Raw genomic sequence first — 14,692 nt, 5'->3', positions numbered from 1 at the left:
ATATAGCATGAAAAATATCGGTTTAGTATTAGAAGGCGGAGGAATGAAAGGTTTATATACTGCAGGCGTACTCGAATATTTTATGGAAAAGAACTTATTCTTCCCTTATGTAGTCGGCGTATCCGCTGGAGCTTGTATGGGAGCCACTTATTTATCACGTCAAAAAGGGAGAAATAAAAAAGTAAATACAGAGCTAGTAGCAGATCATCGTTATATATCTTATCGAAATTTGATTCGAAAACGTGAATTATTCGGAATGGATTTTTTGTTTGATGAAGTACCTAATAAAATTGTACCATTTGATTTTCAAACTTTCTTAAACTCAGATGAACAGTTTGTTATAGGAACGACTGACTGCGAATCAGGACAAGCTATTTATTATAATAAAGCAGAACATGGAAATGATATTTTAAAAATCATTCGTGCATCTAGCTCAGTGCCTTTTATAGCACCTGCTGTAGAATATGATAATCGAAAATTGCTAGATGGAGGAATTATAGATCCTATACCGATTTTAAAAGCTCAAACTGATGGTTATGAAAAGAACGTTGTAATTATGACAAAACCAGAAGGATATGAGAAGCAGCGAAATAAATTTTCTGGACTAGCTAAAATTTTATATAGGAAATATCCGAATATCGCAGAATCTTTAGTAGAACATTATCGTTTTTATAATGAGACGATATCTTATATGCATCAAATAAAACAAAAAGACAACTTTTATATTATTCAGCCTAGCGTACAGCTTCCAATAAGCGGAATAGAAAGAAGTAAAGAAAAGCTCGTTAATTTATATAATCTTGGCTATACAGATGCTCAATATCATTATGAAAAATTATTAAGTTGGATAGAGAAATAAAGGGGTGGAAAGTTGAAGTTAGGAAAAAGGGTTATTTTTAATGAATTGCAGAAAATGCCTAGTCTGCTGTATAAACCGTTTCCGAATTGTGACATTCGAAAAATACGAAAAGATTTTAATAATATGTTTACAGAAGATGATTGTATAAGCGCTGATTTAAATTATTATTGGATGCATACAGCAGGTACTTTAAGTTACGTGCTTAATAATAATGAACAGGAGATTGTGTTTAATCAAATAAAGTGGCTAAGGATATCGTTTTTCGAGTGGTTTCCGCAATATCGTTTTCTAGAAACAGAAATTGTTACGTATCCCATTTTGTATAGAGATTTCATGAATTATGAAAAGACCCGAAAGCTATTACTTTATTACCTTACTGTTTAAAAACGTACAAGTTATGCTACTTGTACGTTTTTTGTTCATAAAATATACAATATTAACAACTTGTCCATGTAGGTATTTTAACGAGAAAAAAGAAGTACATATAGAGAATGTGTGAGGGAGGAGACAGAAGTTTGTTAGCCGTTTTCCTTTCAATTCATGTCCAACTCAAATATTTCGAGTAAAATTCGCTTCTAAATGGTATTATCAAATATCAAGAAAACTAATTTAGAAACGAAGAAGGGACAGGTTTAATATGGAAAACGTATCAAATGTAGATAAAGTAGAATCAATTAAATCTTTACAGTCAACAATCCGTAAACTTGAAAATGCACTATCTCAGATGACTCAAAAAGGCTCAAACACTACTTTAGTGAAAAAAAGACTCAAAGCAGCTAGTATCGGCTTAGCTATGTTAGAAAGTATTTGGAATGAAGAAACCCATCATTACACGCAAGAGGATTTAGCAGACGCTCGAAATGTTCTAATTGGTTTGCTTCCATCAATTGAAAAGATTTATGTTAAGTCAAAGCTCGGGAGTCCTCAAAGAACTCTTTTAGAAAGAAGAATAAAATCATTGGAACTTTCTATTCAAGCAATTGATCATTTTTCTAATCAATAACTTCTCTAAACACATAACTTACGACTACTTTTATATAGGGATTCTAATGAAAAAACTACATATAGAATACTACAAAGGAGGAAGAGAGGTGACTACAATAATCAGTCCTAAGTTAGAGAAGCTTAAAAATCACTTAAAGAATGGAAATGAAAAAGCTCTTTATACTTTTTTGCATGAAATCAAGTCAAATCATACACCACTTATAGAACAATGTCCTATAGATAATCAGTATAAGCTTATAACGTATATATGGTTAGGAGACCAAAAAACTGAAAATGTTTATGTATTCGGTAGTTTTCCTGGTTGGGATCTGTCTGTAAATCAATTAAAACGATTGTTACAGACAGATATATGGTATGAAACGTTTAGGACGGATAAGAGTTTTATTTCAACTTACTATTTTTCAGTAAACGATTTTTTCCAAAATGAGTGGATAAAGCGTAGTGAACAGTACGAACTAGACCGATTTAATGGAAAAACATTTGGAGAAGGTGCTAATAAAGCATCTGTGTTAAATATAGGAATGGAAGTACAGTATAGCAGTCGTTTTCCTTCAAATGATTATCCATCCGGAAAGATTGAAACATATTCTTTTTATAGTTCGATTTTAAATAACACACGCAAAATTCATATTTATACGCCTCATGATTATTCTCACACTTCACATCTTCAAGAACTTCTCATTGTATTTGATGGGAATTCATTCATTAATGACCTTTCAATCACAAAAACACTTAATTATTTAATTTACGAAAAAGAAATCCCATCTTGTATTGCTGTTGCTATAGATCCTGTCGATCGATTACAAGAGCTAACTTATAACGATAAAATGAATTCATTTTTAACAAAGGAATTACTTCCATGGATTCAAACTAAATATCGTGTGTATCAAAAAGCAAAACATACAACAATTGCTGGTTTCAGCCTTGGTGGCTTAGCAGCTTATTATGCAGCACTTCAAAATCCACATATTTTCGGGAATGTGTTGTCAATGTCTGGATCCGTACATTGGAAAAAGAATGATTATGAAAATGCAATTCCATGGATTGAAAATCAAATTTCATCAATAGATTCTAATGCGACTCATCTATATTCTTACATAGCAGTAGGTGAACTTGAAAACGAACCTCTTTTAACGGCCAATAGACGGCTATATAAAGCTTTAGAAGAAAAGAAACACCAAACCATTTATGAAGAGTTTCAAGGTGGACATGATAGCGTGTGGTGGCGAGAAAAGCTATTCGATGGATTAAGGACATTAGAACTTACAAAAACGACAATAGAAAATAAAAAGGAGAGAGAATCTATGAATCAAGAAGAGCTAGATAAAAAACTAAAAAAGCAAGAGATTTTAGTGAAAGACGAGAAAGTTTGGTCCTATACGTATGAGGATCATATTAGTTCTATCGTTAAAGAGGCGGAAAAGAAAGGGTCTTTCGATCATTTACCTGGTAAAGGGAAACCTCTTAATCTTGATAAAGACCTTTCGTACAATCCTGAAAAGCAACTGTATAGAACTTTGAAAAATAATCATGTTTTACCTAGGTGGATTGAGCTTTCAAAGGAAATTGATGACTTAAAAGAAAAACTAAAAGAAAATACAAATACTGCAGAAGCAGCGGATTTAATTCGAACTATTAATAAAAAGGTTTTAGAACATAACCTACTTTGTCCACCAAGTGCGCAAAAAACGAGGGTGAAAACGGACTTTTAACCATTTTTAATGAAGCTATCTCTTGCTATATAATTAAGTAAGGCATTTTCAATTTATTATGAAAGGGAGGCAATTGTGATGAAGAATACGTATCAACTTCAAATTCCGAAAGAACTAGAGCAGTATCGTAGTATTTTAGAAGAAAGTGTAAAACCGTATGTTAAAGTGTCTGGAACATTAGCTGAGACAACTCTTTTTGAAAGTAAGTTTGGTGGTTATCCGTATTTACCTATAGATCAAGAGCATCCTACAGATTCAAATGGGCAACCTATGCTGTTACTTGCGCAACTAAACTTTGCAGAAATGCCGCACGTTGAATATATGCCACAAAAGGGAATGTTACAGTTTTTCGTAAGTGCTGATGATGAGCTTTATGGAGCAGATTTTGATCTTCCAACAATCCAAAAAGACTTTCGAATTATTTATCATTCTACAATTATAGAAGATTTAAATAAGGTTATTACTGATTTTAGTTATTTAAACACTTTAGAATTAGAGGAATTTATCATACCTGAAGCAGCGAAATTAAGGTTTGAATTAGGCTATCAACCAGTAACGTCAAGGGATTATCGATTTGAAAAGATTTTTAGTGAAGATATTGATTGGGAAAAAATCGTTGATGAAGAAAATAATACAGAATTAGGCGAACTGTACGATGATTTATGTAAAGATCAAGGACATAAAATTGGGGGTTATCCATTTTTCACACAGACAGATCCAAGAGAATGGGAAGAAAAGTACCAACAACATGACATTTTATTGCTGCAAATCGATACTGACGACTCATTAAATATTATGTGGGGAGATTCTGGTGTTGCTAATTTCTTTATAAAAAAAGGCGATTTGTTAGATCTAGATTTTTCCAATGTTATTTACAATTGGGATTGCTACTAAAAATATATAAATGAAAATACTAGCAAGCTAAAAATCTTCCTGAAGGTGAGGGAGATTTTTTTATGTTAAAAATAAACGTTATGTTAACTAGAGTGTAGAACAATAGGAATAATAAAAGTCAAGCGTAAATAATAGGAATAGCAACAAATAATATAAATTTATAAAACGTGTGTAAATAGCAATAAATTCATTAAGTTAAACATAAAATAAAATTAGTAATTTATATTTTGTATAGAAATCATTTTTTCGTGTAAAAATTTCTTGCTGATCAAAAATGTTATTGATTCGTTAAATTTTAATAAATAATCGATTAAGATTTGCTGTGATAAATTTATAACTAAAAAACGATAAAAACTGTATAAATGCGTTTAAATAAGATTTTATGTGAATCTCACTAAAAATCTCTGTTTCGTCTCATTAAGTATAGTTTACTTGGATTTTGATACCTGATATTGCTTTGTTTCTATAACTGCCTATAATATATATTATGTTAACTAACTTTAAATAATAAACTTATTATAAATAAGTTTATTATTGTGATTACCCTCCCCTTGTTCTTTTTAATCATTCTATGTGATGGATTATTTAGTTGTTTGTTTTATAAGTTGTTGATGAAAATGTCTCCAGATATAAATTATATTTAAGACAATAAACAATGCAATTCGTTTTAACTGAACGCATTAAACGAATTGCATTGATATGATTACGGATAAGTTCTTGAAATTAGTTTGCTACAGCAATTGCTTCGATTTCAATTAAAAAGTTATCGTTAATTAACTTTCTAACTTCTACAGCTGAACTTGCTGGTGGATTTTTAATATCAATGTATTGATCTCGTATATCTCTAACAGTGGCCATTTGAGAAATATCTGTTAGGAAAAATGTTAATTTTACTACATCATTAAATTGTAATTCCAAAGTATCTAATGCACTTTTAATGTTTTCGAATACTTGTCGCGTTTGTGTAGCTAAATCACCAATGCCAACTATTTGACCATCAGTGTTAATTGCTACTTGTCCAGATATGTAAATTGTTCGTTTAGCGTTACTAACTTCGACTACATGTGAGTATCCAAAAGTTGGTGGCATCGTTTCTGGATTGATAAATTTCTTTTGCAAGGTGTCTCTCTCCTTTTTTATCAAGAAAATTGTAAAATCTATGTATTTACTATATTCAATCAATAAAATTAAGAATCCTTTATGATTTAAAAATAAAAAACCTTAGAATAGCTATCTTCATACCTATTCTAAGGTTTTTTAGGATTTTATATTTAGTTATCGCTAGTGGACATTGTTAAATTAATCTTTTCATAATCTCTTTTAAATTGATTATCATTTTTTAGCCAACGTTTGAAAGCCGATTCGCTTATTTCTAAATTTGAACAAGTTGTAGCATTACATTTATTTTTCATATATTCTTCAAGGAAATTTTGTTTTCTTTGTTTAACGGCAGTTTGAGTTTGTTTTAATTTTCGATCTTGTAATTGATCTAAACTCAGACTTTCTTTCTGAAACACTTCAAATTTTCTATGCAAATAAATATCTTTGTCTTTATAAATCCAATTTGAAAATAGTTGTATTGATTTTCTTCCAGATAAAATAACGCGATAATGTTTGTTTTGATTTAGTAAATCGGCTCGTAAATTGCGATTTTGAAGAATTTGATGTAAAGAATTCATAAAGTTATATGATCCACCTACGAAATTAACTGTATAAGTTTCATACTTGACGTAACCATCCCCATCAAAATACCCACGAACAAAATGATGCAAATATTCTTCTGGTACAAAAGGAAATTCGATGTTAAATGATTTACATGGCATAATTCCGTGTATGTTCATAAGGTCGTCTTTTATTGTTTTGCTATTAATATTTAGCATGTATACGCCTGTTTTTTTGTTTTGATAAAGTGGCTGGTTTGTTTTTAGTTCTTTTTTTATATTTTCTAAAATATAACTTTCTTTTTGAGATATACTGACACATTGATTTTCTTTCTGTATAACACCATCTGCTGCTATAAACCCTAAAATATAAGCCATGTTATTTGACCACGTTTTAAAATAATTTTCTGTTATGTCATACTTTCTCTTCCAGCTCCCTATAGCTCGCCTTGGAACGTTGCTGTCTGATAGAACCATACGAATATACCTTGCAGACACATTAGCAAACATCGCGATTTCTGAAGTACTTTCCCCTTCTGCATACATATGAATAATTTCAGCTTTAGATAGTTTACATTTTGATTTCTTTTTTTGCTCTATTTGCACTTACATCCTCTCCTTCCTTTCTTTTATTAGAGACATATTTTCTTCTATAGCATACAACGAAACATACGTTCTTTGTTACGTATAAGAAGGAATTTACTAAATAAAAACAATTTACATGTACTTAATAGTTTGTTTAGCTACTGCTGTGTGACTAGTACTTTATAGAAACGAATAATGAATTTGACGAATTTATGAAATGTACTTCATTTAAGATGGAAGATAAAATGATATAGTTTACACTACAAATAGTTACAATTACAACATACGTATATTGTTAAACGTAAAAAGGAGAACGAATGAAAAAGAAATATATAAATCAAATCGATACTGATAAATCAAATCGATACTGATGTAAGTTTTAAACCGAAAGATATTATAGGTTTAATGACTGATTACTTAAAAATGAAAACAAAGCTGCGTCCTATAAAGAATTTACCTATCGTTTTATCAAATAAAGATAATAAATCTTTAGAGAGTGTTACATGGTTTGGTCATTCTGCGTCTCTTTTAAAAATAGAAGGTAAAAAACTGTTATTAGATCCTATGCTTGGAGATGCTTCTTCCCCATTCCCAGTCTTTAATAGTAAACGTTATAGTGGTACGTTTTCTTTAGAACGTGAAGATTTTCAAGAAATTGATGCGATTATCATTTCTCATAATCACTATGATCATTTAAATTATAAAAGTATTATGCAATTAAAAGATCGTGCAAAGCATTTCTATGTTCCGACTGGAGTTGCACAATATCTTATTAAATGGGGTGTTTCACCTAATAAAATTAGTGAACATAATTGGTGGGATGAAATTACGTTTGATAATATTAAGTTAGTTTGTGCTCCTGCAAGACATTTCTCTGGACGAAGTATGACAGATAGAGATTGTTCGTTATGGTGTTCATGGCTTATTCTTGGTCAAGAAACTAAAGTTTTCTTTAGTGGTGATAGCGGTTATGCCCCTCACTTTAAGGAAATTGGTGATAAATACGGTCCATTTGATCTTACGTTAATGGAATGTGGACAATATGATCCCAGGTGGTCTGCGATTCATATGTTGCCTGAAGAAACGGTACAAGCTCATATTGATGTAAAAGGAGAGTTACTTCTTCCGATTCATTGGGGTGCTTTTACATTAGCATTACACGAATGGAGTGACCCGATAGAACGTGTTACGAAAAAAGCGAACCGTTTAGGAGTTAAAGTTACAACGCCTCAAATTGGTGAATCTATTACGTTAAAATCTAAAGACTATCCTTCATCAGCTTGGTGGAGAAAAATATAATTATAAATATAAATAGAGCGAACTCTCTTATATGGAATTCGCTCTATTTTTGTTTTAATGCTTATTTCACTATATTTGCTTTCCCACTATCTAAAACTCTATTTGCTGGTATACTGGACATTTCAATAATTGTATTCATGCTTTTATCAGTTAGTTCAATAAGTTCGTTTTCATGTTTTATTTTATTCAAATCCCACACCATTCCATGAATCTCATTATGCTGTCCGCTTACCCTTACAATACTTTTCGTTTTATTTGAAGGCTGTATTTGAAGGTTTGTAAATTGGTTCCCGCTAATTTCATTTGGTATTGTTACATTACTATCCAAATAAATCATATTTACACAATCTTCAAGAGAGAAGTTCATAAAACGGTTGGCATTTATCCATGCATGTCCAGATTGTGGTTTCTTTGCTACTAATTTTAACCCCGTTTCCATCCCTACAACTTTTATATTTTCAAAATTAATATATGAAATTTCATTTTCCTTCCCACCAGAATACAAAGAAATGCCGGTACCTTTATTCGTTTCTGTCCAATTGATAATATTTATATCTTTTATTTGTGTTTTGTGCCAAGTGTTATAGTACTTATTTTTTCCATCCAAATAGATTACTTCTGAATTGAACTTGGGATCATCGATAGCTATATATGCTCCTTCTATAGAAGCATTCTTTTCTAGCTCAAGAACCCTAAAGTTTCCCTCAACGACAAATTGTGTTCCATAACCAAATAATAATTTTACACCTTTTTTAATAACGATCGGTGACGTGATTTTATATTTTTTATCATCAAGCAATACAGTTTTAATTTTACCTGACTCTGCTTTATTAATAGCAGATTGTATTTTGTTTGAATCATTTTTACCTTTAAATTCCTCTACATACACCTTATCATTTTTAGCTAAACCTTCTTTTTTGTTGTATTGATAAAAAGCAATAGTAATTAGAACGATACCTATAAGTAAAATAATTATTTTCTTCATCACACTCATCCTCATATAAATTTTCTCCTTAGCTACTCTTCGAATAATCTATGGCTTTTATATTTAGGTGATAATTACTTTGCTGTGTATGATAGATTACAATTCTTACTTTTTATAATTGAATTATATTATCTATAGAGCTGTCCTGCTTAGCTAATTCTTTATTCCTATAATCTATTAATTTATGATTAGATAAAACAAAATTGTGCTCTAATATTAATTCATTGTGGAGCACTTCAACTAAAAATTTAGGTATCATCTCTCCTACACCGTAATTATAATCACTAAGAATCCAAGAAATCTCTTTCCAATCTAGAATTCCTTCAGTAACTTTTTTTGGAGTGTGATATGTAAATTTGTCAAGTAGCTCTACTAGATAAACATACATACCGCCAGAATATGAAGAATCCTCCCATTTAATAATGCCTTTAAATTGGATTTGGTCCTGCTTAATTTCTATATTAGTCTCTTCTTTTATTTCGCGAATCGCATTCTCTAAAGGTGTTTCTCCCTTTTCTATTTTTCCTCCTACCCCATTCCATAGTCCTTTTACAGGGTCATATTCCCTATTTAGCATCAGTATTTCTTCATTTCGTTTAATAAAACATAATGTATGCTTGTACATAATGTGATACCTTCCTTTGTTCCTAATAAGTTCTTACTGGTGATATAAGATGTACTATTGCAGATTGTTCTCCTGCCTCAATCAATATCGGTCTCATAGAGCCACCAAAGCTTAAAGTAATTGTTTCTTCTTTTATTGCCTTCAAGGCTTCAACCATAAAACGTCCATCGAAAGATATATTTAATTGTTTTTCACCACGAATGGTATCTATTTGTTGTGTCTCAGATATTTTTCCGATTTGAGAAGCATTAGAAGAAACTTTAATAGTGGATTCATTGATGATTTCTAAGTTGACGTTGTTATTCGCCCATTCACTTGCTAATAAACTTGAACGATCTACACCTTGTAATATATTTTTTCTATCTATGTTAATAACAGTTTGAAATTCATTTGGAATGAGTGTAGAAATATTAGGATATTTCCCTTCGATTAGTCTTGAATATAATGTAGTTGTGCCGAATGTAAAAATAATGTGACTTTCTGAAAGATAAATAGAAACGAATTCTAAATTGCTGTTCATTAATTTTAAAAGCTCATTAATGGTTGCGCTTGGTACAATACAATTCGCTTTCATATTAGTAGAAATTAGTGTTTCACGTATAGCTAGTCTATGAGAGTCAGTTGCAGCGCAAATTAATTTATTATGGTCTAACTCGATATGTACTCCGGTAAGAACGGGTCTAGATTCATTTTTTGCTACTGCAAAGACTGTTTGTTTAAACGCATCAATCAATTGTTTCGTTTCTATTTTTATTTCTGCATGATCGTCTATTTGTGGTACGTTAGGAAACTCATTTGCTGGAAAGCCATTTAAGTTTAAAGTAATTTCTTCTGACTGTATGGTAATTGTTTGCTCATTCTGACTTTTTATTAATACATCGCTTGGCATTTTCTTTATAATTTCAATAAAGTATTTTGCAGGTACAACAATAGTTCCTGCTTTTAAGATAGTCGTAATTCGTTCGTCTTCTATGGAACTTGGTATAAATTTTTCGATGAAAATATTCGAGTTACTTGCGATTAAAGTAATACCAGATTGATCTGCTGTTATTTTTATGCCAGATAATATAGGAATGAAAGCTTTTGTCGATATGGCTTTACTTACATCTGAAAGTGCTTGTGTGAAATGTTTGTGATTAACGATAAACTCCATTTTTTCCCCCGCCTAAAATGAAATAATATTTTTATGAAGATTGATGAACGATAGTTCCATTAAAAACGTAAGGTACCGTTTCTTTCTTTTTTAACATATTTAGCAAATGTTCCGGAATACGTAAATGCGGTGCTGCTACATGTAATTCCATCCAAGTAATCTCTTCAATTTCTTTTGGCCTTGTTATATTTGTTTCCCCGCCAATTATTTCACCTAAAAAATTAAAGAATATTGCATGGTGTCCTCTCTCCTCGAAAAAAGCTTCGCTAATGTAACAAATCCCTTTTACACATATATGTAACCCTGTTTCTTCTTTCACTTCCCGAATTACTGCCTCTTCTAATGTTTCCCCAAATTTAACTGCGCCACCTGGTAATGTGTAATAAGAACCATTTTCCCCTTTGTTTTTTACCATTAAGATCTTTTCGTTCGTTTTATCGTATAAAAGCGCATATGTAACATTTACTTTTTTCATCTAAGTCCACCTCTAACAATAGGAATTTTCTGTCTTTTTACATTCTACCATTTAATCGCTTTAAAATATAAAAAAGTTAATTGAGTATTTCATTTAACTGCTCTTTGCAAAGTTTATAATCAATACCCTTCATTTCTATATAAAAAGAGCGTATTTTGAAGATGATCATTCAACGTACGCTCTTTATGCTATGATTGATTCAATTTTGGATTCTATATTCTATATACTTGATAACCTTTTTTCTAAATAGTAATGATTGTGTCCTTTCGGGTAATCTTCACTCACTCCAATTACTCTATACCCATGCTTCTTATAAAAATCCGGTGCTTGAAAGCTAAAAGTATCTAAATTGATTAGCCTACATTCTTTTTCAATTGCAAATTCTTCAATAAGTTTTATTAACTTAGTTCCATAGCCTTCGTGTCTATATTCTTCAGAAACCCACAGGAAATCAACATGTACGTGGTGCCAAAATGTAATTGCAGTTATACCGCCTACTATTTCTTCATTTTCATTTTTCACTATAAAACTAATTTTTTCTGAAAGTTTTTTTTCTTCATCTAAAATATGTTTTTGATTATATTCAATTACTTTTTCTCTTATGTAATCACTATCTTCCTGGACCCACTGTTTTACTATTTTCATTTTAATTATCACGCTCCTTTTATGGTATCTATTCAATTTAATAATCGTAATGTCCTGTCTAACTTAGTAGTTGTAGAGCCTAATACAATTGTTTCATTTCACTAAAATAAAGAAAAGCCCTACTACATTTCATCTGTAATAAGGCTTTATACATTGTTCAATCTATTTTAATTAAGGCGTCCGTCAGTTCAACATTTTAATAAAATAATGCTATTGTATTACTGCGAAAAAGAATGAATATTCCTAAACCAATTAAAACAATTGGAACTATAATATGACAATTTTTCTCAAGTGCTTTAGCTAAAATATGAGCTCTTATCAATCTGTAGCTAATAAAACACCATATTGCTATCATGGAAAAAAAGATAATTAATGTAACGATATTTGCTTCCAAGGTTTGACTAGCGAACATTGGTATATAAATTGAGATATTGTCAGCTCCATTAGCTAATGTAATCGCAGCTACTTTAAATAATGAACCAGAAGCGTTATCAATGACTTCATTACTTTTATTAGAACGATGCGATAAAAGTCCTTTAACACCCATATAAATTGGTACGAATCCTAATAATCCGATCCACGATATAGGAATGAAAAAAGAGCTTAAGGAACCAATAATACTTAGAAAAATAATTACACTAAACCCCAAATATTGTCCAATAACTATATAAAGTTGTTTCATCTTAGTTTTCCCCTGGAAAGTTCTATCTTCTTCTCCTGTCTTTACTTGTGAAAATAAAACAAGGAGTATAAAAATATCATCAATATTTGTTGTAGTGAATGTCACAACAGAAGAAATTATGGTTGTAACCAATATAAGCCAACTACCTTCATGATAAATTTATAAGAAAATAATGGTCTATGAATAAAGTGCATATTCCATTACAAAGTTGGTTAACTTTAATTTTCTAAATGTTTTTTAACAACATTTTAGTTCCTTTATAAAACAATATGAATATTCTACTAATCTGCTACTTGATCCCTTAAGAAATAAACAACTTTACTGCTTCTCAAATCATTTCACTTTCAATTAAGTAACGCCATTCTTCCTACACAATAATAGGTTACATAATAAATAAAAAGAGAAAATTAAATGTTTTGTAATAAAAAAGAGCCCTTTATTAGGACTCTTTTTAGTATTACGCTACTTTTCGATGTAAATGCTTTATTTCCTTTTTCTTCTCTGCTTTTGGTGGACGAATTAATATCGAGATAATGAAAGAAATAACGCTTAAAACACCAATTGTAATAAAGGTCGGTTGAAATCCACCAAGTAATGCTCCAATGAATGAACCTGCAAGTGCACCGAATCCGAACCCTTGATATACAATCCCATAATTTGTACTATGGTTTTTTAAGCCGAAAAAATCTCCAACAATAGCTGGGAATATTGTGATATTACCACCAAAGCAAAAGGCAACACTTGCTACACAAGCGAAATAAATGCCGTAATTTAGTGGAATGAAACTTAAAGTAAAGACTGACAATCCAATAATAATAAACGTTGCAGAGACAATTTTCATTCGACCAATTTTATCTGATAACGTTCCAAGAATGATTCTACCTACTGTATTAAAGATTGCAATCATTGCGACGGCGTTAGCGGCAGTCGCTGCGCTAAGTCCAACGAGCTGTACCCCAATATCTTTTACCATACCGATTAAATACAGACCACCCATACACGATGTGAATAGCATAAAAAACAAGAGATATACTTGTTTCGTTCGTATCATTTCACGAGGCGTATAATCATTGTGTAATGTTTCAGTTACGGCGTTACTTACTATTGCTTCACGTAAGAAGAATGATCCGGTTAATACTAAAAGTAAAACAATGATACCCCAATATAAAAATGCCTGTGATACACCAAGACTATCGATAAGACTTCCGTTTATATATCTAAAGATTAAGCTACCCATTCCATATGCAGAAACAGATATTCCAGAAATAAGGCCTTTCCGATTTGGAAACCATTTAATTAAATTAGATAGTGATGTAATATAAGCAGTTCCGTCTGCATAACCAACAACAACACCTGCTAATAAATATAGTAATGGTAAGGAAGAAACTTGTGAACTAAGTATTAAACCGAGTCCCAGAACAATCCCTGCAGTAGCGATGAGTTTACGAAGTCCTAATTTTTGCTGTAGCTTTCCTGCAAATAAAGTTGAAAATGATAAAGAAAAGCTTGTTATGGAGAAAGTTATCGCAACGGCATTGAGGTTCCATCCAAACTTACTGACCAGGGGCTGATTAAATAAACTCCATGTATAAATTGTTCCAAGGCCAATTTGAACAATGATTGTACCTAGAACAATTAGTAACGGATTTATTGAATTTTGTTTCATACTAACTGTCCCCTTCTTTTATCTTGACATGAATTTTCACAGTTAGTATATCCATCATAAATTGCAAGATACTGTACGGAAAATGGTAATTAAGTTCATATACACAAAAAGACACTCCATTATGAAGTGTCTTTTTGCAGGTTATATTAGATTTACTTAAAGAAAGCTTTGTTAAGATAAGACATTTTCAAATGCTTATGTATATAGGATATCAAAAGATTTCTTTCATGTGATGGGACTTAAGATGTATTTTTTATTCGATATTTAGTCGGATGAATAAAAATTAGTATTCAATTTCATCAAAATCCTTCGGCTGCGGTACAGTTTGCATATTAGCTGCGTCTTTAGGATCGCTATAAATCGCATTTTGTTCTGTATTTACATCTTTAATGTTTTGCTTTTTGTTTTTATTTATTTTATCTTTCATTTTCTTTCACTCCTTTTCA

General features: G+C 31.0%; 16 protein-coding genes. 6 read left to right on the top strand and 10 right to left on the bottom strand.

What is annotated here, in order from left to right:
- Positions 1-7 precede the first annotated feature (7 nt).
- The 5 genes from ATN06_RS13525 (at position 8) to ATN06_RS13500 (ending at position 4,470) form a co-directional block, all read left to right on the top strand.
- Complete coding sequence (locus ATN06_RS13525) at positions 8-859, top strand: patatin-like phospholipase family protein (RefSeq protein ID WP_060631063.1); 852 nt, start codon at positions 8-10, stop codon at positions 857-859.
- 12 nt (positions 860-871) lie between these two features.
- Positions 872-1,243 (top strand): YxiJ-like family protein, encoded by a 372-nt coding sequence (locus ATN06_RS13520; protein WP_029438539.1) that lies wholly within the window; start codon positions 872-874, stop codon positions 1,241-1,243.
- A 253-nt stretch (positions 1,244-1,496) separates the two neighbouring features.
- The gene (locus tag ATN06_RS13515; RefSeq protein ID WP_060631062.1) at positions 1,497-1,862 is read left to right on the top strand and encodes a hypothetical protein; all 366 of its coding nucleotides are present in this window, start codon (positions 1,497-1,499) and stop codon (positions 1,860-1,862) included.
- Between the two features lie 88 nt (positions 1,863-1,950).
- Positions 1,951-3,576 carry a DnaJ family domain-containing protein gene (locus tag ATN06_RS13510; RefSeq protein WP_176225750.1) on the top strand — a complete coding sequence of 542 codons (1,626 nt, stop codon included), beginning with the start codon at positions 1,951-1,953 and terminating at the stop codon, positions 3,574-3,576.
- Between the two features lie 78 nt (positions 3,577-3,654).
- Positions 3,655-4,470 (top strand): YwqG family protein, encoded by an 816-nt coding sequence (locus ATN06_RS13500; RefSeq protein WP_060631061.1) that lies wholly within the window; start codon positions 3,655-3,657, stop codon positions 4,468-4,470.
- Positions 4,471-5,193: 723 nt separating this feature from the next.
- On the opposite strand, the gene ATN06_RS13495 is transcribed toward ATN06_RS13500, so the two are convergent.
- Both ATN06_RS13495 and ATN06_RS13490 read right to left on the bottom strand, forming a co-directional pair.
- On the bottom strand, positions 5,194-5,589 hold the full coding sequence (locus ATN06_RS13495) for a RidA family protein (protein ID WP_060631060.1): 396 nt from the start codon (positions 5,587-5,589) through the stop codon (positions 5,194-5,196).
- Between the two features lie 152 nt (positions 5,590-5,741).
- Complete coding sequence (locus ATN06_RS13490; protein WP_060631059.1) at positions 5,742-6,737, bottom strand: LAGLIDADG family homing endonuclease; 996 nt, start codon at positions 6,735-6,737, stop codon at positions 5,742-5,744.
- A 315-nt stretch (positions 6,738-7,052) separates the two neighbouring features.
- Between ATN06_RS13490 and ATN06_RS13485 the strand changes: the two genes are divergently transcribed.
- A complete protein-coding gene (locus ATN06_RS13485) occupies positions 7,053-8,015 on the top strand; it encodes an MBL fold metallo-hydrolase (protein WP_060631058.1) in 963 nt (320 codons plus the stop codon).
- A gap of 61 nt (positions 8,016-8,076) precedes the next feature.
- On the opposite strand, the gene ATN06_RS13480 is transcribed toward ATN06_RS13485, so the two are convergent.
- The 8 genes from ATN06_RS13480 to ATN06_RS13445 form a co-directional block, all read right to left on the bottom strand.
- On the bottom strand, positions 8,077-9,015 hold the full coding sequence (locus ATN06_RS13480; protein ID WP_060631057.1) for a hypothetical protein: 939 nt from the start codon (positions 9,013-9,015) through the stop codon (positions 8,077-8,079).
- A gap of 97 nt (positions 9,016-9,112) precedes the next feature.
- Entirely contained in the window at positions 9,113-9,625 is a 513-nt protein-coding gene (locus ATN06_RS13475; RefSeq protein ID WP_060631056.1) for an NUDIX hydrolase, read from the bottom strand.
- 22 nt (positions 9,626-9,647) lie between these two features.
- Positions 9,648-10,778: a DNA polymerase III subunit beta gene (gene dnaN, locus ATN06_RS13470; protein WP_060631055.1), complete on the bottom strand. Its 1,131-nt coding sequence runs from the start codon at positions 10,776-10,778 to the stop codon at positions 9,648-9,650.
- Between the two features lie 31 nt (positions 10,779-10,809).
- The gene (locus ATN06_RS13465) at positions 10,810-11,253 is read right to left on the bottom strand and encodes an NUDIX hydrolase (RefSeq protein ID WP_060631054.1); all 444 of its coding nucleotides are present in this window, start codon (positions 11,251-11,253) and stop codon (positions 10,810-10,812) included.
- Positions 11,254-11,472: 219 nt separating this feature from the next.
- The gene (locus tag ATN06_RS13460) at positions 11,473-11,898 is read right to left on the bottom strand and encodes a GNAT family N-acetyltransferase (RefSeq protein WP_060631053.1); all 426 of its coding nucleotides are present in this window, start codon (positions 11,896-11,898) and stop codon (positions 11,473-11,475) included.
- Between the two features lie 196 nt (positions 11,899-12,094).
- The gene (locus tag ATN06_RS13455; protein WP_060631052.1) at positions 12,095-12,712 is read right to left on the bottom strand and encodes a cadmium resistance transporter; all 618 of its coding nucleotides are present in this window, start codon (positions 12,710-12,712) and stop codon (positions 12,095-12,097) included.
- A gap of 325 nt (positions 12,713-13,037) precedes the next feature.
- On the bottom strand, positions 13,038-14,246 hold the full coding sequence (locus ATN06_RS13450) for an L-lactate MFS transporter (RefSeq protein WP_060631051.1): 1,209 nt from the start codon (positions 14,244-14,246) through the stop codon (positions 13,038-13,040).
- 283 nt (positions 14,247-14,529) lie between these two features.
- Entirely contained in the window at positions 14,530-14,673 is a 144-nt protein-coding gene (locus ATN06_RS13445) for a hypothetical protein (RefSeq protein WP_000653324.1), read from the bottom strand.
- Between the last annotated feature and the right edge of the window lie 19 nt (positions 14,674-14,692).

The sequence above is a fragment of the Bacillus thuringiensis genome (assembly GCF_001455345.1).
Lineage (GTDB): Bacteria > Bacillota > Bacilli > Bacillales > Bacillaceae_G > Bacillus_A > Bacillus_A thuringiensis_N.
The sequence above is the reverse complement of the archived record's forward strand: the minus strand, read 5'-3'. Positions and strand labels throughout refer to the sequence as shown.